The following is a 26,649-nucleotide window of genomic DNA, read 5'->3' as shown; positions in this document are numbered from 1 at the left end:
AGACAGGCAATGTGCCACGGGGCAACGGCGCAATGCAAGCATCGCGCCCTCACGTCACATCCGCCAGCGGCGTTCAGCTGCCGCGATAGGTTGAATAGCCGAACGGCGATAGCAAAAGCGGCACGTGATAATGCGCATCCGCATCCGAAATGCCAAAGCGAAGGGGGATCTGGTCCAGGAAACGCGGTGCTTCGGGCTCCGCTCCGATGGCATCAAGATAGGCCCCGGCTTCGAACACCAGCTCGTAGGTGCCAGCCGCAAACTGGCCCTTGGGCAAGATCGGCGTGTCAGTGCGACCGTCAGCATTGGTGGTCATCTGCACCAGTTTCATGCGGTTGGCCCCCTCGATCCGGTAAAGCGTGATTTCCAGCCCGCCTGCGGGGCGGCCGCGGGCGGTGTCCAGAACATGCGTCGTCAAGTAGCCGTTTGCCATGGGTGGGGTCTTTCCTGATCCGTTGGACCCTTACGATAGGCGGGTGTCGGGCTAGGTCAATGGCGGATTGATGGGCGGCTTTCTGGGCGCGTCCGCGCTGAAAGAGGCGGTGATTCGGGCGATGGTGAAAAATAATTCGCCTACCGAATCGTTTTTGCTTGAGCCGCGAATCATCCTGCGCCTATATGGTACACAACATTCAATCGGAGGTGTTGCCTGCCAGCGACCCATACAATCCGAGTATGTATTCTGGGGGACAGAATTCTTATGATCGGGCAAGTCGCACGTGGTGCGACGATCATTGGGCAGGGGCCGACAGGACTCGTGTTGCATAGCGCAGCAAGAGCGGCCCCTTCCACTCACTTTCCCGCCCGATATGCCCCCCGTATGTGTTTGAGTTTCAGGCCGGCCAGCGCCTTAGAACTTTCGCTATAAGAGAGCAGGGCCACTCGAGCCGATCTGGCAGCCGGCCGACCTTTCGGGAAGGGTTGGCTGGCTGTACATTGCGAAAAATCAGTGCCAGAAAACCGTTGGTTGACTAAAACAACGGCCCGCAGCGCGCGGTTTCCCCGCGCGCGCAGGCGCTGACCAAAGGACGATCCCATGACACGCTACCCTCGTGATTTTCACGGCTACGGCCCCACACCGCCTGATGCACAATGGCCGGGCGGCGCGCGGATCGCGGTGCAATTCGTGCTGAACTACGAGGAGGGCGGCGAGAACTGTCTGCTTCACGGGGATGCCGCATCAGAGGCCTTCCTGTCCGAGATCGTCGGGGCCGCCCCTTGGCCGGGGCAACGTCACTGGAACATGGAATCCATCTATGACTACGGCGCGCGGGCGGGCTTTTGGCGGTTGCACCGCCTGTTCACCGGAGCGGATATCCCTGTTACCGTTTATGGCGTCGCCACCGCCTTGGCGCGGTCCCCGCAGCAGGTAGAGGCGATGACCCAGGCCGATTGGGAAATCGCAAGCCACGGGCTGAAATGGATCGACTATAAGGATCACACCGCCGAGGTTGAAAGCGCCGACATGGACGAGGCGATCCGCCTGCACCGCGAGGTCGTCGGCACAGCGCCGCGTGGCTGGTACACGGGGCGCAGCTCTGTGAACACGGTCGCGCTGGCGGCGGAGACGGGGGCCTTCGACTATATCTCGGATACATACGACGATGATCTGCCCTATTGGATGCAGGTAGCAGGGCGCGATCAGCTGATTATCCCCTATACTCTTGATTGCAACGATATGCGCTTTGCCACGCCGCAGGGCTTTAATTCGGGCGATCAGTTCTATGCCTATCTGCGCGATACCTTCGATGCGCTTTATGCCGAAGGCAGCGCCGGGCAGGCCAAGATGATGTCGGTCGGGCTGCATTGCCGTCTGATCGGGCGGCCCGGACGGATACAGGCGCTGAAACGCTTTATCGACTACATCAAAGGGTTCGAAGGCGTCTGGACGCCGCGCCGCATCGACATCGCAGACCATTGGCGTGACACCCATCCGCCTCAGCCGCGCCTGCGTCTGGACCAGATGGACCGCGCCAGCTTTGTCGCGAAATTCGGTGGGGTGTTCGAACATTCAGCGTGGATCGCCGAACGCGCCTATGACCTTGAACTTGGGCCCGCGCATAACTCTGTTGCGGGGATACATAATGCTTTGGCGCGGATGTTCCGGTCGGCGACGCGGGCGGAACGCTTGGGCGTGCTGACCGCGCACCCCGATCTGGCGGGCAAGCTGGCGGCAGCCAAACGGCTGACGGCTGAAAGCACGCAAGAACAAGCCAGCGCCGGGCTGGACGCCTTGACCGATGCCGAGCGTACGCGCTTCGAGACGTTGAACAGCCAATACGTCGCGAAACACGGGTTTCCCTTTATCATCGCGGTGAAGGATCACGACAAGGACGGCATCCTGCGCCAGTTCGAGACCCGCATCGCCAACGCAACCGAAGATGAATTTACCACCGCATGTGCACAGGTCGAACGGATCGCACGGCTGCGTTTAGAGGATATGCTATGACCTATGCCTTCCCCCCCGGCGGTCTGCCGGACCAGACTGTCTCTCCTGAAAGCACGGCTGTGTTCACGGACGCCTACGCAGTGATCCCTGCTTCGGTGCAGCGGGACATCGTGACCAGCCTGCTGCCCGGATGGGTGAACACACGCGCTTGGGTGCTGGCGCGGCCGCTGACAGGATTTGCCGAAACCTTCGCACAATACGCGGTAGAGCTTGCCCCCAAGGGTGGCAGCGACACACCCGAGCCGGACGCGCAGGCGCAAGCGGTCTTGTTCGTGGCCACAGGCCGCGCGCGGTTGACGCTGGACGGGCAGGGGTATGATCTTGTGGCAGGGTCTTACGCCTATATTCCCCCTGCGGCCAAATGGACGCTTTGGAACACCGGCGATACGCCTTGCGGCCTGCACTGGGTGCGCAAGCGCTATGTGCCCGTGGACGGCTTGGATGCGCCAGAGGCATTCGTGACCCATGACGACGCAGTCGCGCCGATTGCCATGCCCGATACCGATGGCGCTTGGGCGACCCAGCGTTTCGCGGACCCAGGCGATCTGCGCCACGACATGCACGTCAATATCGTGACCTTCCAACCGGGCGGGCGCATCCCTTTCGCAGAGACCCATGTGATGGAACACGGGCTTTACGTCATTCAGGGCACGGCGGATTATTTGCTGAACCGCGACTGGGTGCCGGTTGAAGCGGGCGATTTCATGTGGCTACGCGCTTTTTGTCCGCAGGCCTGTATCGCAACGGGGCAAGAACCCTTCCGCTATCTGCTGTATAAGGATGTGAACCGCCACATGCCGCTGTCGCTATGAGCCCGCGCGAGATCACCGTTCAGCCCCTGACCGCAGATGCCTTCGCCCCTTTCGGTGAAGTGCTGGACGCGTCGGGCGCGCCGGACCGGATCATCAACGCGGGGCTGTGTGGGCGGCACCATGATCTGGCAAAGCTGGATTTCGGGCCCGACGGTCGCGCGGGCATCAGCATCTTTAACGCGCAGGCCCGTAGCCTGCCCTACCAGTTGGACCTGCTTGAACGGCATCCCGAAGGGTCGCAAGCCTTCCTGCCGCTGACGGGCGCGCCGTTTCTTGTGATCGTGGCACCCGACGAGGGCGATACCCCCGGCACACCGCTGGCGTTCTTGACGGCACCGCATCAAGGCGTGAACTTTCACCGCGGGACATGGCACGGCGTGCTTACCCCTTTGGCAGAGCCCGGTCTTTTCGCCGTGGTGGACCGCATCGGCACCAGCCCCAACCTTGACGAATACCCGCTGGACCCGCCTTATGTGATCAAGGGGTAAACCCCGCAGATAATCGGACCGCACAAATAGCGGCCAGTGATCAACAAGGGACATTTGATATGACACGCCACGCCATCGGCACGCCGGAACAACTGCGCGACCCCAATTACATGCCGCCGCTGTATCGCGCTATTCCTCTGGGTGTTCAGCACGTGCTGGCAATGTTCGTGTCCAATGTCACCCCCGCCATCATCATCGCGGGCGCGGCGGGCTTTGGGTTCGGGTCGAACTCGCCCGACTTTCCCGAACTGCTGTACCTGATCCAGATGTCGATGCTGTTTGCCGGTGTCGCGACGCTGCTGCAAACGCTGACGCTGGGGCCTGTCGGGGCAGGGCTGCCGATTGTGCAGGGCACGTCTTTCGCGTTCATCCCCATCATGATCCCTCTGGTGGCGGGTAAGGGTGTGGACGGGCTTGCCGCGCTGTTCGGAGGCGTTGTGATCGGCGGCATGTTCCACGCCTTTCTGGGGCTGTTCATCGGCAAGATCCGATTTGCGCTGCCGCCGCTTGTTACGGGGTTGGTGGTCACGATGATCGGCCTGGCGCTGGTCAAGGTGGGGATCCAATACGCTGCCGGTGGTGTGCCCGCGATTGGCACGCCTGCCTATGGCAGCCTGCTGAATTGGTCGGCCGCGCTGGTGGTGATCTTTGTCACATTGGGGATCAAGTTTTTCACCCGCGGGATGCTGTCGATCTCGGCTGTGCTGATCGGCTTGATCGTGGGGTATATCTATGCGCTGGCCGTGGGGATGCTCAGCTTTGGCGACATCAGCGGGTCGTGGTCACGCTCTGCCGCCTTCGCGCTGCCCAATCCGCTGAAATACGGGTTCGAGTTCTCGGCAGCGGCGATCATCGGCTTTTGTCTGATGGCGTTTATCTCGGCGATTGAAACCGTGGGTGACGTCGCCGGGATCACAAAGGGCGGCGCGGGCCGCGAAGCGACCGACCGCGAAATCCAGGGCGCGACCTATGCCGACGGGATCGGGTCCGCCGTCGCCGGTCTTTTTGGGGGGCTGCCCAACACATCCTTCAGCCAGAACGTCGGCCTGATCGCCATGACAGGCGTGATGAGCCGCCACGTCGTCACCGTCGGCGCGCTGTTCCTGATCCTCTGCGGGCTGGTCCCCAAGGTCGGCGGCGTGATCCGCACCATCCCGATCGAGGTTTTGGGCGGCGGGGTTATCGTGATGTTCGGCATGGTCGTGGCCGCTGGCATGTCGATGTTGTCCGACGTGGACTGGAACCGCCGCAATATGGTGATCTTTGCCATCTCGATCTCGATCGGTCTGGGGCTTCAGCTGGAGCCCGGCGCGGTGCAACACCTGCCCGACACGGCCAAGATCCTGCTGACCAGCGGTCTGCTTCCCGCGGCGCTGATTGCTATTGTACTGAACCTGCTTCTGCCCGAAGAACTGGCAGAGGAATCAACCGAGGAAGTCTCGGGCGGGTTGTCGGGCAGTTCCAAGGGTAAACTGCCGCATACACCCAAGACGCTACACTAAGGAGCCACCCCATGTACGATATGGCCGCCATTGGCGCTTGGATCGAGTTTGCCGTTCGCTGGGTGCATGTCATCACGGCCATCGCGTGGATCGGGTCGTCGTTCTACTTTATCGCGCTGGATCTGGGCCTGCACCGCGACCGCAACCTCAAAACCGGCGCGGACGGAGAAGAATGGCAGGTTCACGGCGGCGGGTTCTACCACGTGCAGAAATATCTGGTGGCCCCCGCACAGATGCCCGACGATCTGATCTGGTTCAAATGGGAAAGCTATTCGACGTGGCTTTCCGGCTTTGCTTTGCTGATCCTGGTCTACTACCTCGGGGCGGAATTCTATCTTGTCGATCCCACTGTCGCAGATCTGGCGAACTGGCAGGCCGTGGGGATTTCCCTGTTGTCGCTTGGCTTTGGTTGGCTGGTCTACGACCAGATCTGCAAAAGCAAATTCGGCGATAACAACACACGGCTGATGATCGGCCTCTATGTGATCCTTGTGGGGATGGCCTATTTCTATACCTCGGTCTTTTCGGGGCGTGCAGCGTTGCTGCATCTGGGCGCGTTCACGGCGACGATCATGTCGGCGAACGTGTTCTTCATCATCATGCCGAACCAGCGGATCGTGGTGGCCGACCTCAAGGCGGGGCGGGTGCCGGATGCGAAATACGGCAAGATCGCCAAACAGCGCAGCACACATAACAACTATCTGACCTTGCCGGTCATCTTCCTGATGCTCAGCAACCACTACCCGCTGGCCTTCGCGTCGGAAATGAACTGGCTGATTGCGGCATTGGTGTTTCTGATGGGGGTCACGATCCGCCATTACTTCAACAGCCTGCACGCGCGTCAGGGCAATCCGACATGGACATGGGCGGTCACCGCGCTGTTGTTCGTCACGATCATGTGGCTGTCGACCGCGCCGATGTTCCGCAGCGTCGAGCCGGAAGAGGCCACCGGCCCCGCACTGCGTTTTGCCCAGGCCGACGGGTTTGACCGGGTGCATGATATCGTGCGCGGTCGGTGCAGCATGTGTCATGCGGCGGAACCCGCGTGGGACGGGCTGCTTTGGCCGCCGAAATCCATCCGGCTTGAGACAGAACATCAGATCGCCAGCGCGGCCAAACAGATCTATTTGCAAGCGGGCGTGACCGATGCGATGCCCCCTGCAAACCTGAGCCATATGCAGGCCAGCGAACGTGCCGAGATCGTCGCCTGGTTCAATGCAGCCACACAGGATTAACGTCGCCGACGAGCGTTAACCATCCGCATTCGCGGCTTTCAGAATCGCGCGCCTCTATGCTAGGTCTAGCCGCATGGCGCATCCAAACCCCAATATAAGCGAAAATTTCCCGGTGATCCGGCAGCTCGACGACTCGGCGATTAATCGTATCGCCGCAGGAGAGGTCGTCGAACGCCCTGCCTCAGCGGTCAAGGAGCTGGTCGAGAACGCAATTGATGCGGGCGCGCGGCAAATCACGGTCGAATATGCCGATGGTGGCAAGACGCTGATCCGCGTCACCGACGACGGCTGCGGCATCGCCGCGGACGATCTGACGCTGGCGCTGTCCCGGCACGCGACCTCGAAGATCGACGGGACGGACCTGCTGAACATCCACACCTTCGGTTTTCGCGGCGAGGCGCTGCCCTCGCTTGGGGCTGTCGGGCGGCTGACCATTTGCAGCCGAGTTGCGGGACAGGACGGGGCAGAGATTTCGGTCAACGGCGGCGTGACCGGCCCTGTGCGCCCTGCTGCGCTGAATGGTGGCACCGTCGTCACCCTGCGCGATCTCTTCTTTGCCACGCCCGCACGGTTGAAATTCCTGCGCACCGATCGCGCCGAGGCGCAGGCGATCTCTGACATCATCAAGCGGCTGGCGATGGCGGAACCCTTCGTGCGTTTCACCCTGCGCGATGTGTCCGGAGACGGACCGGGCCGCGAGGTGTTTCGCGCCGAGGCCGAACAGGGCGATATGTTCGCCGCGCTGCACGGGCGTTTGGCGCAGGTGCTGGGGCGCGAGTTTGCTGAAAACGCGCTGGCCATCGATGCCGAACGCGAAGGGCTGCACCTGACGGGCTACGCGGCCCTGCCGACCTATTCGCGCGGCTCTGCCGTGACGCAATACCTGTTTGTGAACGGGCGTCCCGTCCGTGACAAGCTGCTGGTGGGGGCGTTGCGCGGCGCTTATTTCGACCTGCTGAGCCGTGACCGCCATCCCGCCGCCGCATTGTTCGTCGATTGCGATCCCAAGCTTGTGGATGTCAACGTCCACCCCGCCAAATCCGAAGTGCGCTTTCGCGATCCCGGACTGGCACGCGGGTTGATCGTATCGGCGCTGCGCCATGCGCTGGCGGATGCGGGGCACCGCGCCTCGACCACCGTGGCGAATGCGACTTTGGGGGCGATGCGCCCCGAACAGCCCGGTGCGCGGGTGTATCAGATGGACCGCCCCTCGCTTGGTGCGCGCAGCGCTGCCTATCAGGCGCAAGCGCCCGAACCCGGCTTTGCCGAAACCGCCGGCATGTGGGGCCGTGTTGAAACGCCCCCCCAGTACGAGGCTGGCGGCGCTGACGTCCAGACCCACGACACTCGGACCCATGACGCACACACGCCCGCCGCCGAACCCGCGCCGGACTTCCCCCTTGGGACCGCGCGGGGACAGGTGCACGAGAATTACATCATCGCACAGACGGCGACGGGCATGGTCATCGTGGACCAGCACGCAGCGCATGAACGACTGGTCTATGAAAAGCTGAAACGCCAGATGGCCGAAAACGGTGTCGCGGCGCAGGCCTTGCTGATTCCCGAGATTGTTGATCTGTCAGCGTCGGACTGCGCGCGGCTGCTTGAGGTCGCGGAAGACCTCGCGCGCTTTGGACTGGGGATCGAACCTTTTGGCGGCAGTGCGATTGCCGTGCGCGAAACGCCCGCGATCCTTGGCACAGTGGACGCCAAGGCGATGGTGCTGGATATCCTTGATGAGCTCGCCGATCAGAACGAAAGCAACACGTTACAGGCCCGGATCGAGGCGATCCTCAGCCGTGTGGCCTGTCACGGTTCCATCCGCTCGGGCCGCTGGATGCGGGGCGAGGAAATGAACGCGCTGCTGCGCGAGATGGAGGCGACGCCCCATTCCGGCCAATGCAACCACGGCCGCCCCACCTATGTCGAGCTGAAGTTGAGCGATATCGAACGTCTGTTCGGGCGCACATGATCCAGCTTGGCGGTGAAACCTACGCGCTGACAGACCCTGCCATGCTGCTGCTGATTGGCGGCGGGGGCGTGGTCTTGCTGGTGCTGATCCTGCTGGTGATGGCGGTGCGTGCAGCGGGGCGGTCTGCGCGGGTCGCGGCCCCGTTGGCGCGACAGATGCAAATACTGGGCGGCCATGTGCAACAGCTTGGCATGGGGCAGGAACAACTGCGCGGGGGCTTGCAAACCGTGTCGGATACCCAAGCCAATGCACAGGCCCAGATGGTGCAAAGCATCGAGGCCCGCATGGCCCATGTGCAGCAACAAATGCAGGACCGGCTGGCCGAGAACGCGGCCCGCTCTGCCCGGTCCTTGGCAGAGATGCAGGAACGCATGAGCGCGACGCTTCACGGTTCCAGCAAGCAGACGACGACCAGCCTGACCCAGCTACAGGAACGGCTGGCCGCGATTGACAAGGCGCAGGACAATATCACCAAACTGTCGGGCGACGTGTTGTCGCTGCAGGATATCCTGAGCAATAAACAGACCCGTGGTGCATTCGGTGAGATCCAGCTGCATGATATCGTCTCTAAGGCGTTGCCAAGTGACAGTTACACAATGCAGGCGACGCTTTCCAACGGCAGGCGCGCGGATTGCCTGATCCACCTGCCGAACCCGCCCGGCCCGATCGTGATCGACAGTAAATTCCCGCTTGAAGCCTATGAAGCCCTGCGCCGTGCCAAGACGGAATACGAGGTCAAGGATGCTGCCCGCGCCATGCGGGTTGCGGTCAAGTCGCATATTCAGGCGATCACCACGAAATACATCATCGAGGGCGAGACCGCGGATGGCGCGCTGATGTTCCTGCCCTCGGAAGCGGTCTATGCCGAGCTGCATGCGAACTTCCCTGAACTCGTCCGCGAAGGTTTTGATGCGCGGGTCTGGATCGTATCGCCGACCACCTGCATGGCAACGCTGAATACGATGCGCGCGATCCTCAAGGATGCGCGGATGCGGGAACAGGCAGGGGCCATCCGCAAAACGCTCAAGATGCTGCACCGCGATGTCGAGATCGTGGTCGAACGTGTGGGCAAGCTGAACACCCATTTCGGGCAGGCCCGCGCTGATCTTGAAGGCTTGGGCACGGCTGCTGAACGCGCGGGTAAACGTGCGGCCAAACTGGATAATTTCGATTTCGAAGAACTGTCAGAGCAGGATAATCGCGTTGTGCCGCTTTCGCGCCCTGACAAACGGCCCTGACGGGCTATCTAAGCGAGGAGCCACGACAAGGGTGTCACAAAAAGTCGTAGTTAGTGTCTGATTAACTGCAACTCATGTACCGTCCAGCCCGTGTATCACCGAAAGTGCCGATACAAACCTGACAGACTGGAAATTCTCGCCTTATGCCATTTGAAGCCATCGACCCGCCACAGAACCACTCTTTGGCAGGCCACCGAAAGATTGCCGTCATCGGCGCGGGTATTTCCGGCATGGGGGCGGCGCATATGCTGGGCGACGACCATCAGGTGACCTTGTTCGAAAGCTGCCCCCGTCTGGGGGGGCACGCGCGCACGAAGATGGCGGGCAAGAACGGCGACCAGCCTGTAGATACGGGCTTTATCGTGTTCAACTACGCCAATTATCCCAACCTCGCCGCGCTGTTCAAAGAGCTCGACGTGCCGGTGGTCAAATCCAACATGAGCTTCGGGGCCTCCATCGATGGGGGGCGGTTGGAATACGGGCTGATGACGCTGGATTCGATCTTCGCGCAGCGGCGCAATGCGCTGAATCCGAAATTCCTGCGTATGTTGACCGATATCGTGCGGTTCAACAGCACGGCGACCAAGCTGGCGCAGGACCGTACGCTGACCATCGCGGGGTTCTTGGACAAGCTTGGCGCGGGTGAATATTTTCGCAAATACTACCTGACGCCGCTGTCGGGCGCGATCTGGTCGACGCCGGTGGACAAGATCATGGATTTCCCAGCCTATTCCATGATCGACTTCTTCGAGAACCACGCCTTGCTGAGCCACACAGGCCAGCACCAGTGGTATACGGTTAAGGGCGGGTCGCAGGAATATGTGAACCGTCTGGGGGCATCGCTGACAGCCAAGGGCGCCGACATTCGCCTTGGCACGCCGGTGCAATCCGTCCGCCGCACGCCCTTGGGCGCAGAGGTGAAAACCCATGGCGCGGAATGGGAAGCGTTTGACGAGGTCGTCTTTGCGAGCCATTCCGATGATGCGCTTGCCCTTTTGGCCGACCCAAGCGCGGCAGAGCGTGCTGCCTTGGGTGCGGTGAAATACCAGCCCAACGACGTGGTACTACATGCCGATGCCTCTGTTATGCCCAAGCTGCGCAAGACCTGGGCTTCGTGGATCTATGCCGAGGATCAGGGGCAGAAGTCCGACCGGATCGACCTGACCTACTGGATGAACTCGCTGCAACCGATCCCGATGGACGACCCGCATTTTGTGACGCTCAATACCAAGCGCCCGATCCGCGAAGAGCTGATCTATGATCAGGTCACCCTGCGCCATCCGGTCTATGATCTGGGCGCGCTGGCCGCACAAGAGCAGGTGCGCGCCTTCAACGGCACGCAGAATACCTGGTTCTGCGGCGCCTGGATGAAGCATGGCTTCCACGAGGACGGGCTCTCTAGCGCGGTTGACGTGGTGCAGGGGCTGCGGGCCAAGGCAAAGGTCGCATTGGCCGCAGAATGAGCGCCGGCGTCGATCATATCCGTGGTGTGACCTATCATGGGCGCAAGGGGGCGGTCGAAAACAGCTTTCGCTATTCGGTCGATTACGTGGTTCTGGATGCAGAGGCATCGCTGCAAACACCAGCGTTGTTCGGGCGCAACCGCGGGGCCGTGACATCGCTGTGGGACGAAGACCACGGCGGAGCCAAAGGCGCGGGTCGCGGGGCCGCGTGGGTGCGCGATGTTCTGGCGCACCACGAGGTCACGGGCGTCGCGCGGATAGAGTTGATGGCGCAACCGCGCGTGCTGGGGCATGTGTTCAACCCTGTTAGCTTTTGGCTGTGCCACCGCGCGGACGAGGCGCTGATCGCCGTGATATCAGAGGTATCGAATACCTTCGGAGACCGGCACAGCTATCTATGCCACCACGATGACCTGCGCCCGATCACGGCCACTGATCATCTGCACGCGACCAAGATTTTCCACGTATCGCCATTTCAGCCGGTCGAAGGGGGATACAGTTTTCGCTTTGATATCCGCGCCGACCGTATTGGTGTCTGGATCGATTATACCCAGTCCGAAGGGGGCTTGATCGCCACCCTGACGGGCCGTCGTGGCCCTCTCACGAACCGGGCAATCCTGTGGTCGCTGCTTCGGCGTCCCTTCGGGGCGCGGCGGGTGTTGGCCTTGATCCACTGGCAGGCGCTAAAGCTGTGGTGGAAAGGCGGCGGCTATCGCCCGCGTCCTGAACCGCCGGTGAAAGACGTGTCGGGCACGTGACCCGTTCGGCACATCAACTGCCTGCCTATGCGCTGTTTGCGTCGCTTCTGGCGGCGGCGGGGCTGCCGATTTATATTCACGCACCCAAGTTCTTTGTTGATGAATACGGGGTGTCTCTCGGGGCTTTGGGCACGGTGCTTTTTGCGCTGCGCCTGTTGGATGTGGTGCAGGACCCGCTGCTGGGGCGGCTATCGCAAGCCTTGCGTCACAGGCGCGGCACGGCTGTCGCCGTCGGTGTCGCCCTGATGGCTGTATCGATGTTTGCCCTGTTTGCAGTGCCGCCCTTGCTGCCGCCGCTGATGTGGTTCGCGCTGACACTGACGGGGGTGTTTTCGGCGTTCAGCTTTCTGACGATCTGCTTTTATGCGCAAGGGGTCGCCAAAGCCGCGCTGCTGCCCGGGCGCGGGCATCTGGTGCTGGCGCGCTGGCGCGAGACGGGGGCGTTGCTAGGCGTCTGCGCGGCCTCGGTCCTGCCTGTGATGCTGGGGCTGGTGATGGGGGCCCCGTTTACAGGGTTTGCCATCGGTTTTGCCGCACTTGGTCTGGGCAGTGTCCTTGCCATGCGGGGCGAATGGCGCGGCGCGGATATCGCGGGTCCGACGGGGATCGCCGTGGTGTTGCGCGATCCGATTGCCCGTCGGTTGCTGCTGATCGCGCTGTTCAATGCGGCCCCTGTCGCGGTCACATCTACGTTATTTCTGTTCTACGTCGAAAGCGTGCTGCGCGCACCGGGGTGGGCGGGGGCGCTGCTGTTGCTCTTCTTTCTTTCGGCTGCTGTGGCCGCGCCGTTGTGGGGCAAGCTGGCAGAGCGTTTCAGCCCCAAACCCGTCCTGCTGTCCGCAATGGGCTTGGCGATCCTTGTGTTTGCAGGGACTTTGCTGCTGGGGGCGGGGGATGTGGCGTGGTTCGTGCTGGTCTGCATCGCCTCTGGCGCGGTGCTGGGGGCCGACCTGACACTGCTGCCCGCGATGTTCTCCGCGCGGATGGCGGTGGTCGCCCCGCAGGCCGCCGAGGGGTTCGGGCTGTGGTCGCTGGTGTCGAAATTCGCCCTTGCCTTCGCGGCGATAACGCTACTTCCCACCCTGCAGGCGTCCGGCTTTGACAGCGGTACGACGGGCAATGGACCGGTGGCAATCTCGACGCTCATATGGCTCTATGCCGGCGTGCCTTGCGGGCTCAAGCTGTTGGCCATCGGTTTTCTGGCCGCCACGCCGATGCAAAAGGATGATGAAGAATGATGGACATGTTGCAGTTTGCTCTGGGGGCCGCAGTGGTGGCCGCAATCTGGCTGGCGCGGCGGCGGATCACCGATTTCCCTGCGCAAAAGCCGTCGGATTATGCGGATGACTACACTGTCTTTGACATGAGGAAACATCTGGACGGGGCGATGGTCTGCGAAGGCGTAATCTTTGGCCCCGCGGGGCGGGTCACCAGCAGTTTCGTGGCAGATTTCAACGTGACATGGGACGGCGACACCGCATGTATCGAAGAACATTTCGTCTATGACGACAACACGACCCAAGACCGCACATGGACGATCACATTGGGCGAGACGGGGCATTTCACCGCCACCGCCCCGGACGTCAAAGGCACGGCCAAGGGCCGCAACGTCGGTGCGACGGTGCAGTCGAAATACACCATCAGGCTGCCTGATGACGTGGGCGGGCACCTGCTGAATACCGTGGACTGGATGTATCTGACCGGCGATGGCACGATCATCAACCGCAGTCAGTTCCGAAAATTTGGGGTGAAGGTGGCCGAATTGGTCGCCACCATCCGCAGAAAGGACGCAGCATGACCGAATGGACAGGAAAACGCTATTGGCTGATCGGGGCGAGCGCCGGACTGGGCGAAGCACTGGCACATAAGCTGGGCCGACTGGGGGCCGAGGTCATCGTCTCTGCCCGGTCTGAAGACAAGCTGGCGGCGCTGGTCGATGAACTGCCCGTTTCGGCAAGCTACCAGACCATCGACGTGCAGGATATCGACAGCATCCGCGCCGCGGTCAAAGCCGTCGGGCCGGTGGACGGGGTTGTCTATCTGGCGGGGGCCTATTGGCCCTTTGGGGCCCAGGAGTGGGAGCCGGAGCATGCGACCGCGATGATCGATGTAAACCTCACCGGGCTGGTGCGCGTGATGGGCGAAGTGGTGCCCGATATGGTCAAGCGCGACGCGGGTCACATCGTGATCACCTCTAGCCTCACGGCCTATCGCGGGCTGCCAAAGTCTATCGGCTATACGGCGTCCAAGGCGGGCACCTTGTCCTTGGCGGAATGTATGCACGCCGACCTGCGCAAGACCGGCGTGAAAGTTCAGGTGATCAACCCTGGTTTCATCCGCACGCAGCTGACCGACAAGAACGACTTCAAGATGCCCTTTTTGATGGAGCCCGAGGCCGCTGCGCAGCAAGTGGTCGAGCATATGAGCGGCAGCAGCTTTAAGAAAAGCTTCCCCTTCGGGTTCTCGCTTTTCTTCCGGCTGGCGCAGTTCCTGCCCGACGGCATCTACTACCGTCTATTCGGGTGACCGGATCGGGCGCGTGATCCGCCCGGTCTGATCGCGTCACACGGCGGCGCTGTGTTCTTCGAACAGCGCACGAGCCCGCGCCCAGACCGGCGAGGCATCTTCCGCCAGTGCCGAGAGCGTCGGCAGCAGCTGCGCGGCGTAGTCTTCAGAGCTTTCCAACGGCAGCATCGACGGCAGGTTGTCGATCGCGGTGACATCTAGAGGTGGGGTGTCATGCACGCGTAACGCGGGCTCTTCCCATGTGGTCGCGCGGTCATAGACCGGCACGGGGTTGAAGTCGCTGTCGGGATCGCAAGCGATATCGCCGATCACCCGCAGCGCGCGATCCCTGTCCAGCGCGCTTTTGGGCACGAAAACCGGTGTCTGCGGCCCCGCCAGAATGCAGTTGAAAAACAGCACATGCTGCAAAATCTCGGGGAAGGGGCCGCCGTGGGCGGTCTCCTTCATATCCCATCCGGTGACCTTGATCCCCAGACGGCCGCAAAGATCGGCGGCACCGCTGCCCACCCGACCAAGTGCGCCGATGACCAGCGCGTCGGGCGTGGCGAGCCCGTCGATCTCTGCCGCGAGGTCGCGGGTCAGCGCATCGGCGTTGGGGTAGGGGGTGATGGGGGCGACAGCTTGCCCACGGGTTTGGGCGCCCCAGCATTTGACGGCCACCGCCGCGCCCGCGAACCCTGCCCAATAGCCAAAGGCGGCGACGCGTCGGCCGGTCTCGTCGGTCAGATACTCAAGGTCCAGCAAGGTGCCGCCGCCCGCCTTGAAACGTTGCAACAGGATACGCCCCGCTGATTGGCCCTTGTAGGCGTGACCGAACATGATGTGCCGGTGCACCAGCGGTGTGCCGTCCTCTGGCAGTTCCTTCAGGCCAAAGATGATCGCATCGGCGGGCGCGTCGGGCCAGCTGTTCTGTGGGGCGATGGTGCAGCCCGTGGCCGCATAGGCATCGGTCGCGATCACGCGGCTGTCCGAGGCTTCGACGGTGACGCGAAACCCCTGCGCCATCAACGCGGTAACCCCTTCGGGCGTGATGCCGACGCGGGTTTCATTGTCGCGCTGTTCGGCGCGGACCCATAGATGTGGCGCGGTCATAGCATCCCCTTGTCTTTCACCGCTGCCACGCTGGCGCGGGCGGTCATCTGCTGCATGAATGTCGTGATCTTGGGGTAGGCCGCCGTATCCACGCCGTCGCCCTCAAGCCAGTTGCACACGACGAACAGATAGGGATCGGCAAGGCTGAAATCCTCGCCCAACACATAGGGCCCACGCAGGATATCGCTTTCGACAAAATCGGCACAGGCAGCCATGGTTTCGGGCACCTGAGCCGTCATATCCTCGAAGCTGGATTGTTGTTTGGCCCACCGCGATCCGCGCATCTTGTGGGCATGGGCGACATGCATGGTCGAGGCGAGGTAGTACATCGCGCTGCGCATCTGTGCGGCGGCGGTCGGGTCCGTGGGGACCAGCCCGGCTTTGGGCGCAATGGCAGCGACATAGTCCAGCAGCGCACCGGTCTCGGTCAGGATCGTATCATCCTCAAGTCGCAGCGCAGGCACGCGTCCCTTGGGATTGATCGCCAGATATTCGGGTTTCGTCTGCTCTGCCGTGGCGAAATCGACGCGCACCGGTTGATAGGGCAGGGCGGCTTCTTCGATGGCAATCGCCACCGCGACAGAGATGGTTCCGGGCGTGTAATAAAGCGTAAGCATCGTTTTGCCTTTCAGATATGGGTCTGCGCGACACGGCGTGCGGGGGTATCCAGATGGGGCACCGCGTTGAACAGCACCGGCGACCAGTGGCCGCCAATGGGGAACAGCCGGTGCATCGACGTGTGCATGATCGCCAGCGCGATGCGCGACATGGCCGGAATGCCCAGCCCCATCGCCTGTGCCATCACCATCGAGATCAGCCCCCCAGAGGTCACGACCAGCGCCGGCCCGTCCCCGTCCGATATCTCTGATAGCACGGATTTGATGCGCCCTTCGAAATTGGCGTAGCTCTCGGGCGGGTTTTCGAGCCTGTCGCTTTTCCACGTCTCGAACACCAGCGGCAGGTGGTTGGTGAACCCGCCCTGTTCCGTGGGGAAAGGGATGCCGTGCTGCTGCTCCATCATGGTGGCGAGGGTGAAATACTCAAGCTCGTTCAGCCGCGCGTCGCGTATCGGTTCAAGCCCGGTGTTCATCCCCTCTGCCGTCTCGATATGGCGGCGCAGCGTGCCGGTATACAGCCGCGTGTGGTGGGTTTCGGACTGGCGCAGGTGGTCGCCCAGCCACGCAGCCTGTTCGTGGCCAAGCGGGCTTAGCTTGTCATAGCTGATTTCGTCCTTGGCCTGGGAATTTGCCTGACCGTGACGGATGAGGGTAATGTGGGACATAGCGCGCCTTTTTCTGTTGCGCCATTGATAGGCAAGCCATGCGCGGGTGGAAAGCCTGCCCGCCCCTCGCATGTCGATTTTTTGCAGGCGGCCCCCCGCGTCGCGTATCGGAAACGCCGGTGGCGCAAAAACGGGGCAGGGTGTCGGGAATATGACTGCCGTCGCATTCGTGCCCTGCCTATACTGCGGGGCGGTACAGGAGGGTTCCCCATGGCGGATAAGGTAAAATTCACGCTCGACGGCGAAGAGGTCGAGGCCGACACCGGGTTGACGATCTGGGAAATCGCCAATGTGCGCGGTCTGAAAATCCCGCATCTGTGTTTCACGCCGGAGCCGGGGTATCGCCCCGATGGCAACTGCCGTGCCTGTATGGTCGAGATCGAAGGCGAACGCGTGCTGGCCGCCTCCTGCCTGCGCGAACCGAGCGACGGTATGGTCGTCACCACCAACAACGCGCGCGCCGAAAATGCCCGCAAGATGGTGATGGAACTGCTGGTCACCGATCAGCCCGCCCCCGAAGTCGCCCACGATAAATCCAGCCATCTGTGGGACATGGCCGCAATGGAAGGTATCTCGGAAAGCCGCTTCCCCAAGCTGGAAGAGGGGCGCATCCCGTTGCTCGACGACAGCCATGTGGCGATGCGTGTGAACCTTGATGCCTGTATCCAGTGCAATCTGTGTGTGCGCGCCTGCCGCGAGGTGCAGGTCAATGATGTGATCGGGATGGCCGGTCGCGGGCATGACAGCTATCCGGTGTTCGACATGGCCGACCCGATGGGCGCGTCCTCTTGTGTGGCCTGCGGTGAATGTGTGCAGGCCTGCCCGACGGGGGCGCTGATGCCCGCCACGGTTGTCGATGACGCGCAGGTGGGCGACAGCGCCGACTTTGATAGCGAAGTCGACAGCATCTGCCCGTTCTGCGGTGTGGGCTGTCAGGTGTCGCTGAAGGTCAAGGACGGCAAGATCAAATACGTCGAGGGCATCAACGGTCCCGCGAACGAAGGGCGGCTGTGCGTCAAGGGGCGCTTTGGTTTTGACTATATCCACCATCCCCATCGTCTGACCAAACCGCTGATCCGTCGCAAGGACGCCCCGCCCAAGGGGCTGAACGTGGACCCGGACAACTGGCAAACCCACTTCCGCGAAGCCACCTGGGACGAGGCGCTGGATTTCGCTGCGGGCGGTATGAAAAAGATCGGCGGCGCGGGTGTGGCGGGCTTTGGATCAGCGAAATGCACGAACGAGGAAGCCTACCTGTTTCAAAAGATTATCCGGCAGGGCTTTGGTCACAACAACGTAGATCACTGCACGCGGCTGTGTCATGCCTCGTCAGTGGCCGCGCTGATGGAGAATGTCGGATCCGGTGCGGTCACCGCGACCTTCAACCAGATCGAAAACGCCGATGTTGCGATTGTGATCGGCGCGAACCCGACCGAGAACCACCCCGTCGCGGCGACCTTCTTCAAACAGTTCGCCAAGCGCGGCGGCAAGCTGATCGTGATGGACCCGCGCGGCCAGGCGCTGAAGCGGCATGCGTCGCATATGCTGCAATTCCGCCCCGGCACCGATGTGTCGATGCTGAACGCCATCATGCATGTGATCGTCGAGGAAAAGCTGTACGACCAACAGTATATCGAAGCCTACACCGAAAACTGGGAGATCGAGAAAGCCCACCTGAAAACCTTCACCCCTGAAAAGATGTCCAAGATCTGCGGCATCGACGCGGAGGTGCTGCGCGATGTGGCACGGACCTTTGCGGGGGCGAATGCGGCGATGATTTTCTGGGGGATGGGCATTTCGCAGCACATCCACGGCACCGATAATTCGCGCTGCCTGATCTCGCTTGCGTTGATGACGGGGCAGATCGGGCGTCCCGGCGCGGGGCTGCACCCGTTGCGGGGGCAGAACAACGTGCAGGGCGCATCTGACGCGGGGCTGATCCCGATGTTCCTGCCCGATTACCAGCCGGTGTCCGATGATGGCGTCCGCTCTGCCTTTACCGAGGTGTGGCAAAGCAGCGATTTCAGCGACAAGAAGGGCCTCACCGTGACCGAGATTATGGACGCGGTGCATGACGGGGATATTCGCAGCCTCTATGTGCTGGGTGAAAACCCGGCGATGTCGGACCCCGATGTGGAACACGCCCGCGATGCGCTGGCCAAGCTCGATCATCTGGTGGTGCAGGATATCTTCCTGACCGAGACCGCGAATTTTGCCGATGTGATCCTGCCCGCCAGCGCCTTTGCGGAAAAATCCGGCACGGTGACCAATACCAACCGACAGGTGCAGATGGGCCGCCCCGCGGTGCCGCCGCCCGGCGATGCGAAAGAGGATTGGTGGATCGAGGTTGAACTGGCCAAACGTCTGGGGCTGGGCTGGACCTATACCGACCCGAGCGAGGTTTTCGCCGAGATGAAGCTGAATATGTCGTCGCTCAATAACATCACTTGGGACCGGTTAGAGAGCGAAGGGGCGGTGACCTACCCGTCCACCAGCCCCACCGATCCGGGGCAGGCGATTGTCTTTGCCGATGGCTTCCCCCGACAGGACGGGCGCGCACGGTTTACCCCCGCCAGCATCATCGCGCCTGACGACGCGCCGGATGAAGACTATCCGATGATCCTGACCACGGGCCGGCAGCTTGAACATTGGCACACGGGGTCGATGACGCGGCGGTCCTATGTGCTTGATGGGCTAGAGCCCGAGGCGAACTGTTCGCTCCACCCGTCTACCTTACGCAAGCTGGGGGTAGAGCCGGGGGCCTATATCCGGCTCACGACCAAGCGCGGGTCGATCGAACTGATGGCGCGCGAAGACCGCGCCGTGTCGCCCGATATGGTGTTTCTGCCCTTTGCCTATGTCGAAGCGGCGGCAAATATCCTGACAAATCCAGCGGTTGACCCCTATGGAAAAATCCCCGAGTTTAAATTCTCGGCCGTGAAAGTAGAGGCCGCAACAGCCCCCCAACCCGCGGAGTAACCATGCAGATCAACCTCGACCGCTTTCTCGCCGACCTTCACAAATTGCGTTCGTTCGGCGCAGCAGGGGTGGGCAAAGGGGTGATCCGCCCGGCCTATAGCGACGCCGATGTCGCCGCGCGGGACTGGCTGGCCGATCAGATGCGCGATGCCGGTTTGCGGGTCGAGATGGACCAGATGGGCAATCTTTTCGGCTTGGCAGATGGGCCGTCGCTATTGATGGGGTCACATTCCGATAGCCAGCCCGAAGGCGGATGGCTCGACGGCGCGCTGGGCGTGATTGCCGCGCTCGAGGTCGCCCGCGCCGCAGCCGAGGCCGGCGGCCCCGCGATCTCTGTCGTGTCGTTTCAGGATGAAGAGGGGCGGTTTGGCGTCACCACGGGCAGCGCCGTTTGGGGTGGGCATCTGGATCAGGCCGCCGCCGATGCGCTGACCGATCATGCGGGCGTGACCCTTGGCGACGCGCGTCAGGCCGTGGCGCATCTGGTCACGGGCGAGGTGTCGCCCGATCTGTTCACCGGCTTCGTCGAGTTGCATATCGAACAGGGGCCGACGCTGGATACCAGCGGCGAACAGATTGGCGTGGTCACCGATATCGTCGGCATCCGCGACATGAAGATCACCTTTGACGGGCAGCAGAACCATGCGGGCACCACACCGATGCACCTACGGCGGGACGCGTTTCAGGCGGTCTCTGCCTTCAATGCCGCGTTGAATGACCGGCTGCGCAATGTCGTCACACCGCAGACCGTCTGGACCATCGGCCATGTCACGCTGCATCCAAATGCATCCTCTATCGTGCCGGGGCGTGCGGTGTTTTCGATGCAGTGGCGAGATGCGGATGCGGACCGTCTGGGCCGGATGGAACAGATCATCCGCGACACCGCCACCGAGATCGCGGCCCAGCAGGGGCTGGCGGTCAGCTTTGGCACAATGCTGGGGCTGGAACCCGTCGCGATGAACCCGGCCCTGCGCTCCGCGCTGGAAGCCGGCGCGGAAGAGGTCGCGCCGGGCAGCTGGCGCAAGATGCCGTCAGGGGCGCTGCATGACGCGACCAATGTGTCGCGCAAGATGCCGGTGGCGATGCTGTTTGTGCCGTCGATCGGGGGGCTGTCCCATAATTTCGAGGAAGACACGAGCGAGGCCGATCTGCTGGCCGGTGTTCAGGTGCTTGCCCGCGCTGTGACGCGGCTGGGGTCAGTGACGTAGATAGCCGCGACGCTCGGCCCGTGTGCGATAGCGGTCCGCCATTTTTGACGCCTCGCGCAGGTTGCCGAAACACTGGATCACCGCTTTGGGCTGGCCACCTGCGACGCCCCATTCGCGCAGGACAGAGACTTCGCTGAACAGGTTCATCGCGATTTCGACGCGATAGAACAGCCGTCTCTGGGCGGGGTTGGTCCTGTACAGCAAGCATTCGATCATGGGTAGAATCTAGCGGGCCAAGGGGCAGGCGCGCAATAAAAAACGGCAGCACCCGAGGCAGAAAAGACAGCGGCGCCATCTGTGGCGGCAGGTGGCACCGCGTAGCTCAGGCGACGGTTTTGCGCAGGGTGATGCTGGTGGGGCGGTCAAACCCCGCGTGCGCTGTGCGGGCATATTCGTGAAAGCCAAGCGCGCGAAAGGTGGCGTGGTTGTCCAACAGCTCCACCCGCGTTTGCAGTTCCAGCTGGCCAAGGTGCAGGGCACGGGCACGGCTCTCGGCGTGGGTGATCAGATGGCGTGCCAGCCCCAGTCGCTGGTGGCTGGGGGCGACGCAGAGCTTGCTCAGATAAAGAACCGCCGGTTTCACGCTCAGCACCACACAGGCCACGGGCGGCGCGCCGATTGCCCAGATTTCATCTCTATCCGCCGTGGCTTGCAGCGAAGGCAAAGTGCTTTGGCCAAGCGAGCTTGGCGGGTCAATGCGCCCCTCCATATAGGCAAAGCAGTCGCGCATCAGATGCAGCACGTCGCCCAGATGGGGGCTGCCACCGCTGATGCGACGGGGGGTCAGCTCCATGTGACGTCGCCCAGAAAGATGTAGCCCGCGCCATAGATCGTCTTGATCAACTGCGGGTTTTTGGGGTCTTCGCGCAGTTTGGTCCGCAGCCGCGAAATCCGCACGTCCATCGCCCTGTCAAAGCTTTCAGAGGCGACGCCGCCAAGGCTCGACTGCATCTGCGCGCGGCTGAGCAGACGTTTGGGCGCGTCCAGAAACAGGCGCAGCACCTCCCCCTCCGCATGGGAGAAGGGGGTTTCGACGCCGCTTTCATCCTCAAGCGCGTAGCGGTCGAAATGCGCCTTCCACCCGCTGAACGCGGCGACGGTGCCGGCTTGCGGCGTGGGTTTGGCGCTGCGCAGACGGGCACGGATACGGGCGACGACCTCTGCCGGATCAAAGGGCTTGATGATGTAGTCATCCGCGCCAAGTTCCAGCCCCGTGACGCGGTCCTGCACCTGTGCGCGGCCCGAGATGATGATCACGATGGCCCCTTGTTCCAGCGCCAGTCGATGCACCAGCGTCAGCCCGTCTGAATCCGGCAGGGACAGGTCCACCAGACAGACATCGGGGGTGTGGGTCGCCAAGGCGGCCTCGAACGCGCGGGCGCGGCTGAACGACAGCGTGTCAAAGCCCGCTTCCTCTAAAGCGTCGGCGAGAAGCGTGCGGATTTCTGGTTCATCGTCCAGAATGGTGACGAGGGGGCGGGTCATTGGGCGGCACTCTCTTTCGGGGCAATCAGCGCGGTCAGATCCGCAATCTCGAAGGGTTTGCGCAGCACAGGGGCAAGGGTTTGCGCCTCAAGAAACTGGGCATCATCGGGCGGTAGCGAGGTCATCAATACCAGCGGCGGCGCATCGGCGGGTAGGCGTTTGGCAAGGTCCAGCCCCGTCGCCTCGCCCATAAGCTGGATGTCGGACAGGATCAGCGCGATGTCGGGCAGATCGGCCAGCAGGGCGGTGGCTTCATCCGCGCTGGCGGCTTCGATCACGGAATGGCCCAGCCCCATCAACATGTCTCGCACCAGCGCGCGCAGGTCATCGGCGTCTTCGACCAGCAGAACCAGTCCGGTGGTGGCAGCCACGGCGGGGCGGTAGGGCAGCCGCATGGTCACCTGCGCGCCATGGGCCGTATTGCCAAGGCGCAGATCGCCCCCCGCCGATTTCACCATGTCATAGACCATCGGCAGCCCCAGCCCCGATCCTTCGGCCCCTTTGGTGGTAAAAAACGGATCAAACCCGTGTTCCAGCGCCGAGGGCGAGAATCCGGGGCCGGTATCGCGCAAGACCCATTCGATCCATGTGTCATGGACCTGTCGCACTTCGAGCGAGATCGCCCCCGCGGCCCCGCAGGCATCGCGGGCGTTCAGGATCAGGTTCAACAGCCCGTCCTGCACCAGACCGCTGTCCAGCAGTACGGGGGTGTCACCCATCTGGTTGTCGATGCTTAGCGTCATGCCCTTGGGCAGGGTGGGGCGCGCGATCAGGGTCAGATCTTCCAGCAGCCGCGGGATATGGGTCGCGGTCGGACGCAACGTGCGCGCGCCCGTCATATCGGCAATAGAGCTAAGCAACGTGCCGCCCCGACGCGCCGCGGCAAGGGTGCCTTCGATGAGGGGGGCGGCCTCTGCCGGTTGGCCGTCCAGCCGACCTAGCCGGGACTGGAGGCCAAGGATGATCGTCAGCAGGTTGGAAAAATCATGCGCCAGCCCCGAGATCACCTGCGCCGCGATTTCGCGTCGTCGGGTCTGCTGCAGGGCGACACGGTTCTGGGTTTCCTCGGTCACATCCATCGACAGGATATAGACCCCGCCGTTTGTATCGGGGGTAAAGGCTCCGCGGATGCGCCGGGCGCTCATCTCGTCCGTGAATTCGATCACCGACGGCTTTCCGGCAAAGGCTTGGGTGAGCGAGGGGGCAATAGAGTCGTAGGCCTGCTGCCCCAGAACCTCTGCGATATGGCGGCCGATCAGATCCGCGCGCCGCCCCGGCATGACAGAGGCCAACCGCCGGTTTGAATAGGTGTAACAGGCGTTTGCATCCACATGGGCAATATGGGCCGGCATCATTTCTGTGGTCAGCCGCGTGCGGGCTTCAGACAGGGTGAGCTGGCGTTTTGCCTCTTCCAGCGCGGTGTTCATCGCGGCAAGTTCGCGGTTGGTGGCTGACAGTTCTTCGGCGTGGGCCAGCACCTGCCCCGACAGAGCATCAGACCGGGCGCGCAGCAGGGCCTCTTGCTGTTTGGTGCGGGTGATGTCGGTGTAGACGGTGACCCAGCCGCCTTGGGGCAGGGGGGAACCTTCGACCGAGATGGTGCGGCCATTGGCGCGGGTACGTTCCATATAATGGGGTTCAAACGCGCGCGCCTGTTCCACCCTTTCGGCCACAAAACGCGCCACGTCGTCCACGTCACCGTATTCACCCAACTGTGCCAGCAGGGTGATCGTTTCCTGAAAGCTCGCACCGGGGGTGACCAGCGCTTTGGGGAGGTCGAACATCTGCTGGAACGGTGCATTACACAGCACCAGCCGCAAATCCGCGTCATAGATCGTCAGCGCTTGCGCGATCAGGTTCAGCCCAGCAGCCGTCATGAGTTTTGTCTGGTGATCGTCGATCTGCATGCAGCCTCCCCCCGCGGCAGACTGCACCATCCCCACAGCGCCGCCAAGCGCAACCTTGGGAAATCACGCCTGTTACAATTCGTTAGAATTGAGAAATCATTAGGTAAAAGTTGACGCAGAGCATCAGGTCAACATCATGGTGTGACATCAGAATCGCACCAGCGATCGACCTGCCGAAAAAGAGCAGGGTTTGGGAGGAAGACATTTGGCTCACACGCTCGTGAGCGCCGACGGACCGCAATCGGTTCCGGCGCTGCTGCATCGTAATGCAAAGCAATTTGCGAACGCGCCTGCGTATCGCGAAAAGGAATATGGCATCTGGCAAAGCTGGACGTGGGCACAGACCCGCGACGAGGTAGAAGCGCTTGCGCTTGGCCTGCTGGAGCTTGGCGCGAACGAGGGTGACTTTATCGCCATCATCGGCCGCAACCGTCCCTATCTGTATTGGGCCATGATGGCCGCAGAGATGGTCGGTGCCGTGCCTGTGCCGCTGTATCAGGACGCCAACGCAGAAGAGATGGCCTATGTGCTGGATCATTGTGGCGCGCGTTTTGTGGTCGCCGGTGATCAGGAACAGGTCGACAAGGTGCTGGACGTTCAGGATCAGCTGACCCAGTTCGAGCGCATGATCTATCTTGATCCACGCGGATTGCGCAAATACGACCACGCCGCGCTGGACCAGTATAGCGCCGTCCAGGACATGGGCCGCAAGGCCCGCGACACGCACATCAAAGAGCTTGAAGCGCGTCAGGCCAAGCTGGACTACGACAGCACGGGCGTCATGCTTTATACCTCTGGCACCACGGGCAAGCCCAAAGGTGTGGTGCTGAGCAATCGCAATATTATCGAGACGGCCAAATCCTCTTCCGCGTTCGACAAGCTGCGTCAGACGGACGATATTCTGGCCTATCTGCCGATGGCCTGGGTGGGGGATTTCATCTTTTCCGTCGGGCAGGCGCTGTGGACAGGCTTCTGCACGAACTGCCCTGAAAGCGCGGACACGATGCATGTGGACCTGCGCGAGATCGGCCCGACCTATTATTTCGCCCCACCGCGCGTGTTCGAAACCCAGCTGACATCGGTGATGATCCGGATGGAAGACGCGAGCCGTTTCAAAAAGTGGCTGTTCGACAAATTCATGGCCCATGCGCGCAAGGTGGGCCCCGCCATTCTGGACGGTAAATCCGTCGGCGCGATGGACCGTGCGAAATACGCCTTGGGCGAGCTGATGATCTATGGCCCGCTGAAAAACACGCTCGGCCTCAGCCGCGTGCGCGTCGGCTATACCGCGGGCGAGGCGATCGGGCCCGAGATCTTCGATTTCTACCGCTCGCTCGGGATCAACCTGAAACAGCTTTACGGCCAGACCGAAGCCACAGTCTTCATCACCGCGCAGCCCGATGGCGAAGTGCGCAGTGACACGGTCGGCGTGACCTGCCCCGGCGTGGAGCTGAAGATCGCCGAGAACGGCGAAGTCTTCTACCGCAGCCCCGGCGTGTTTGTGGAATATTACAAGAACCCCGAAAGTACCGCCGATACCAAGGATGCCGAAGGCTGGGTCGCCACGGGCGACGCGGGCTTTATCGAGGAAGGCACCGGGCACCTGCGCATTATTGACCGCGCCAAAGACGTTGGCAAAATGGCCAATGGCAGCCTGTTCGCGCCGAAATACGTGGAAAACAAGCTGAAGTTCTTCCCCAACATCCTTGAAGCGGTGGTATTCGGGAACGGACGCGACGAATGCACCGCCTTTATCAATATCGACCTGACCGCGGTCGGAAACTGGGCGGAGCGCAACAACATCGGCTATGCGTCCTATCAGGAACTGGCGCGGCATCCGCAGGTGATGGACACGATCCAGAGTCATGTGGAAGAGGTCAACGCCTCTATCGCAGAAGACGAAATGCTGTCGGGCTGTCAGGTGCATCGCTTTGTTGTGCTGCACAAGGAACTTGATGCCGACGACGGAGAGCTGACGCGCACGCGCAAAGTCCGTCGCAAGGTCATCGGCGAGAAGTTCGACGATATCATCACCGCGCTCTACGACGGGTCGCCCTCTGTCAGCACGGTTACTGAAGTGACCTATGAAGACGGGCGCAAGGGGTCGATCTCGGCCACGCTGGAGGTGCGCGACGCCAAGGTGTTCGCAGACACCCGCAAGATGGCCGCGCAATGAGCATGACATCAGGCGGAGCATGCGGGCGCTGCGGTTGCGCAGTGGATTTTAAGACCATTTGGAAGGGGGCTGCGGCG

The 26,649-nt window shown here is 62.1% G+C and carries 23 protein-coding genes; 15 read left to right on the top strand and 8 right to left on the bottom strand.

Annotation, left to right across the window (positions count from 1 at the left end; genetic code table 11):
• Positions 1–73 precede the first annotated feature (73 nt).
• Positions 74–433, bottom strand: coding sequence for a hydroxyisourate hydrolase (uraH, locus tag AADW22_RS00395; protein WP_005850231.1), 360 nt, complete (start codon positions 431–433; stop codon positions 74–76).
• A gap of 603 nt (positions 434–1,036) precedes the next feature.
• Between uraH and puuE the strand changes: the two genes are divergently transcribed.
• The 12 genes from puuE to AADW22_RS00335 all read left to right on the top strand — a co-directional run bounded on the left by puuE (position 1,037) and on the right by AADW22_RS00335 (position 14,443).
• Positions 1,037–2,449 carry an allantoinase PuuE gene (puuE, locus tag AADW22_RS00390; RefSeq protein ID WP_407474018.1) on the top strand — a complete coding sequence of 471 codons (1,413 nt, stop codon included), beginning with the start codon at positions 1,037–1,039 and terminating at the stop codon, positions 2,447–2,449.
• Positions 2,446–3,261 carry a bifunctional allantoicase/(S)-ureidoglycine aminohydrolase gene (locus tag AADW22_RS00385; RefSeq protein WP_132997883.1) on the top strand — a complete coding sequence of 272 codons (816 nt, stop codon included), beginning with the start codon at positions 2,446–2,448 and terminating at the stop codon, positions 3,259–3,261. The genes puuE and AADW22_RS00385 overlap by 4 nt, the downstream gene beginning before the upstream one ends.
• The gene (locus tag AADW22_RS00380; protein WP_132997884.1) at positions 3,258–3,749 is read left to right on the top strand and encodes an ureidoglycolate lyase; all 492 of its coding nucleotides are present in this window, start codon (positions 3,258–3,260) and stop codon (positions 3,747–3,749) included. Before AADW22_RS00385 ends, AADW22_RS00380 begins: the two co-directional genes overlap by 4 nt.
• A gap of 59 nt (positions 3,750–3,808) precedes the next feature.
• The gene (locus tag AADW22_RS00375; RefSeq protein ID WP_005850223.1) at positions 3,809–5,251 is read left to right on the top strand and encodes a uracil-xanthine permease family protein; all 1,443 of its coding nucleotides are present in this window, start codon (positions 3,809–3,811) and stop codon (positions 5,249–5,251) included.
• A gap of 11 nt (positions 5,252–5,262) precedes the next feature.
• A complete protein-coding gene (locus AADW22_RS00370; RefSeq protein ID WP_407474017.1) occupies positions 5,263–6,486 on the top strand; it encodes a urate hydroxylase PuuD in 1,224 nt (407 codons plus the stop codon).
• Between the two features lie 73 nt (positions 6,487–6,559).
• On the top strand, positions 6,560–8,458 hold the full coding sequence (mutL, locus tag AADW22_RS00365; protein ID WP_407474016.1) for a DNA mismatch repair endonuclease MutL: 1,899 nt from the start codon (positions 6,560–6,562) through the stop codon (positions 8,456–8,458).
• Positions 8,455–9,696, top strand: a complete 1,242-nt coding sequence (locus AADW22_RS00360; protein ID WP_184583452.1) for a DNA recombination protein RmuC — start codon at positions 8,455–8,457, stop codon at positions 9,694–9,696. The genes mutL and AADW22_RS00360 overlap by 4 nt, the downstream gene beginning before the upstream one ends.
• Before the next feature lie 143 nt (positions 9,697–9,839).
• Positions 9,840–11,159, top strand: coding sequence for an NAD(P)/FAD-dependent oxidoreductase (locus AADW22_RS00355; RefSeq protein WP_407474015.1), 1,320 nt, complete (start codon positions 9,840–9,842; stop codon positions 11,157–11,159).
• Complete coding sequence (locus tag AADW22_RS00350) at positions 11,156–11,917, top strand: DUF1365 domain-containing protein (protein ID WP_407474014.1); 762 nt, start codon at positions 11,156–11,158, stop codon at positions 11,915–11,917. Before AADW22_RS00355 ends, AADW22_RS00350 begins: the two co-directional genes overlap by 4 nt.
• Positions 11,914–13,155, top strand: a complete 1,242-nt coding sequence (locus AADW22_RS00345; RefSeq protein WP_407474013.1) for an MFS transporter — start codon at positions 11,914–11,916, stop codon at positions 13,153–13,155. Before AADW22_RS00350 ends, AADW22_RS00345 begins: the two co-directional genes overlap by 4 nt.
• Positions 13,152–13,715, top strand: coding sequence for a DUF3833 family protein (locus AADW22_RS00340; protein WP_064217046.1), 564 nt, complete (start codon positions 13,152–13,154; stop codon positions 13,713–13,715). Before AADW22_RS00345 ends, AADW22_RS00340 begins: the two co-directional genes overlap by 4 nt.
• Positions 13,712–14,443, top strand: a complete 732-nt coding sequence (locus tag AADW22_RS00335) for an SDR family NAD(P)-dependent oxidoreductase (RefSeq protein ID WP_407474012.1) — start codon at positions 13,712–13,714, stop codon at positions 14,441–14,443. Before AADW22_RS00340 ends, AADW22_RS00335 begins: the two co-directional genes overlap by 4 nt.
• 36 nt (positions 14,444–14,479) lie before the next feature.
• Here AADW22_RS00335 and AADW22_RS00330 read toward each other — a convergent pair whose 3' ends face one another.
• From AADW22_RS00330 to AADW22_RS00320, 3 genes are read right to left on the bottom strand one after another with little or no spacing between them, the layout of a single operon-like run.
• A complete protein-coding gene (locus AADW22_RS00330; RefSeq protein WP_407474011.1) occupies positions 14,480–15,535 on the bottom strand; it encodes a saccharopine dehydrogenase in 1,056 nt (351 codons plus the stop codon).
• The gene (locus AADW22_RS00325) at positions 15,532–16,152 is read right to left on the bottom strand and encodes a glutathione S-transferase family protein (protein ID WP_407474010.1); all 621 of its coding nucleotides are present in this window, start codon (positions 16,150–16,152) and stop codon (positions 15,532–15,534) included. Before AADW22_RS00325 ends, AADW22_RS00330 begins: the two co-directional genes overlap by 4 nt.
• Positions 16,153–16,163: 11 nt before the next feature.
• Positions 16,164–16,817, bottom strand: coding sequence for a histidine phosphatase family protein (locus tag AADW22_RS00320; protein ID WP_005850200.1), 654 nt, complete (start codon positions 16,815–16,817; stop codon positions 16,164–16,166).
• Between the two features lie 210 nt (positions 16,818–17,027).
• Between AADW22_RS00320 and fdhF the strand changes: the two genes are divergently transcribed.
• Positions 17,028–19,796, top strand: coding sequence for a formate dehydrogenase subunit alpha (gene fdhF / locus AADW22_RS00315; protein ID WP_407474009.1), 2,769 nt, complete (start codon positions 17,028–17,030; stop codon positions 19,794–19,796).
• A 2-nt stretch (positions 19,797–19,798) separates the two neighbouring features.
• Positions 19,799–21,004, top strand: a complete 1,206-nt coding sequence (locus AADW22_RS00310) for a Zn-dependent hydrolase (RefSeq protein WP_407474008.1) — start codon at positions 19,799–19,801, stop codon at positions 21,002–21,004.
• Here AADW22_RS00310 and AADW22_RS00305 read toward each other — a convergent pair.
• From AADW22_RS00305 to AADW22_RS00290, 4 genes are all read right to left on the bottom strand, one after another.
• Complete coding sequence (locus AADW22_RS00305; protein ID WP_005850193.1) at positions 20,993–21,220, bottom strand: WGR domain-containing protein; 228 nt, start codon at positions 21,218–21,220, stop codon at positions 20,993–20,995. The two genes, AADW22_RS00310 and AADW22_RS00305, sit on opposite strands and share 12 nt — an antisense overlap.
• 106 nt (positions 21,221–21,326) lie before the next feature.
• On the bottom strand, positions 21,327–21,797 hold the full coding sequence (locus AADW22_RS00300; protein WP_407474007.1) for a GNAT family N-acetyltransferase: 471 nt from the start codon (positions 21,795–21,797) through the stop codon (positions 21,327–21,329).
• On the bottom strand, positions 21,788–22,489 hold the full coding sequence (locus tag AADW22_RS00295; protein ID WP_005850190.1) for a response regulator transcription factor: 702 nt from the start codon (positions 22,487–22,489) through the stop codon (positions 21,788–21,790). The genes AADW22_RS00300 and AADW22_RS00295 overlap by 10 nt, the downstream gene beginning before the upstream one ends.
• The gene (locus AADW22_RS00290; protein WP_407474006.1) at positions 22,486–24,396 is read right to left on the bottom strand and encodes a PAS-domain containing protein; all 1,911 of its coding nucleotides are present in this window, start codon (positions 24,394–24,396) and stop codon (positions 22,486–22,488) included. Before AADW22_RS00290 ends, AADW22_RS00295 begins: the two co-directional genes overlap by 4 nt.
• A gap of 205 nt (positions 24,397–24,601) precedes the next feature.
• On the opposite strand from AADW22_RS00290, the gene AADW22_RS00285 reads away from it, so the two are divergent.
• A complete protein-coding gene (locus AADW22_RS00285) occupies positions 24,602–26,572 on the top strand; it encodes an AMP-binding protein (protein WP_407474005.1) in 1,971 nt (656 codons plus the stop codon).
• Positions 26,573–26,649 lie beyond the last annotated feature (77 nt).

It is taken from the genome of Sulfitobacter sp. PM12, from assembly GCF_045586035.1.
Classification (GTDB): Bacteria; Pseudomonadota; Alphaproteobacteria; order Rhodobacterales; family Rhodobacteraceae; genus Sulfitobacter; species Sulfitobacter pontiacus.
The sequence above is the reverse complement of the archived record's forward strand: the minus strand, read 5'-3'. Positions and strand labels throughout refer to the sequence as shown.

Bases quoted from the DNA above. Each gene is read 5' to 3' on its own strand.
- uraH (WP_005850231.1), bottom strand. From the start codon at position 433: ATGGCAAACGGCTACTTGACGACGCATGTTCTGGACACCGCCCGCGGC.
- puuE (WP_407474018.1), top strand. From the start codon at position 1,037: ATGACACGCTACCCTCGTGATTTTCACGGCTACGGCCCCACACCGCCT.
- AADW22_RS00385 (WP_132997883.1), top strand. From the start codon at position 2,446: ATGACCTATGCCTTCCCCCCCGGCGGTCTGCCGGACCAGACTGTCTCT.
- AADW22_RS00380 (WP_132997884.1), top strand. From the start codon at position 3,258: ATGAGCCCGCGCGAGATCACCGTTCAGCCCCTGACCGCAGATGCCTTC.
- AADW22_RS00375 (WP_005850223.1), top strand. From the start codon at position 3,809: ATGACACGCCACGCCATCGGCACGCCGGAACAACTGCGCGACCCCAAT.
- AADW22_RS00370 (WP_407474017.1), top strand. From the start codon at position 5,263: ATGTACGATATGGCCGCCATTGGCGCTTGGATCGAGTTTGCCGTTCGC.
- mutL (WP_407474016.1), top strand. From the start codon at position 6,560: ATGGCGCATCCAAACCCCAATATAAGCGAAAATTTCCCGGTGATCCGG.
- AADW22_RS00360 (WP_184583452.1), top strand. From the start codon at position 8,455: ATGATCCAGCTTGGCGGTGAAACCTACGCGCTGACAGACCCTGCCATG.
- AADW22_RS00355 (WP_407474015.1), top strand. From the start codon at position 9,840: ATGCCATTTGAAGCCATCGACCCGCCACAGAACCACTCTTTGGCAGGC.
- AADW22_RS00350 (WP_407474014.1), top strand. From the start codon at position 11,156: ATGAGCGCCGGCGTCGATCATATCCGTGGTGTGACCTATCATGGGCGC.
- AADW22_RS00340 (WP_064217046.1), top strand. From the start codon at position 13,152: ATGATGGACATGTTGCAGTTTGCTCTGGGGGCCGCAGTGGTGGCCGCA.
- AADW22_RS00335 (WP_407474012.1), top strand. From the start codon at position 13,712: ATGACCGAATGGACAGGAAAACGCTATTGGCTGATCGGGGCGAGCGCC.
- AADW22_RS00330 (WP_407474011.1), bottom strand. From the start codon at position 15,535: ATGACCGCGCCACATCTATGGGTCCGCGCCGAACAGCGCGACAATGAA.
- AADW22_RS00325 (WP_407474010.1), bottom strand. From the start codon at position 16,152: ATGCTTACGCTTTATTACACGCCCGGAACCATCTCTGTCGCGGTGGCG.
- AADW22_RS00320 (WP_005850200.1), bottom strand. From the start codon at position 16,817: ATGTCCCACATTACCCTCATCCGTCACGGTCAGGCAAATTCCCAGGCC.
- fdhF (WP_407474009.1), top strand. From the start codon at position 17,028: ATGGCGGATAAGGTAAAATTCACGCTCGACGGCGAAGAGGTCGAGGCC.
- AADW22_RS00310 (WP_407474008.1), top strand. From the start codon at position 19,799: ATGCAGATCAACCTCGACCGCTTTCTCGCCGACCTTCACAAATTGCGT.
- AADW22_RS00305 (WP_005850193.1), bottom strand. From the start codon at position 21,220: ATGATCGAATGCTTGCTGTACAGGACCAACCCCGCCCAGAGACGGCTG.
- AADW22_RS00300 (WP_407474007.1), bottom strand. From the start codon at position 21,797: ATGGAGCTGACCCCCCGTCGCATCAGCGGTGGCAGCCCCCATCTGGGC.
- AADW22_RS00295 (WP_005850190.1), bottom strand. From the start codon at position 22,489: ATGACCCGCCCCCTCGTCACCATTCTGGACGATGAACCAGAAATCCGC.
- AADW22_RS00290 (WP_407474006.1), bottom strand. From the start codon at position 24,396: ATGCAGATCGACGATCACCAGACAAAACTCATGACGGCTGCTGGGCTG.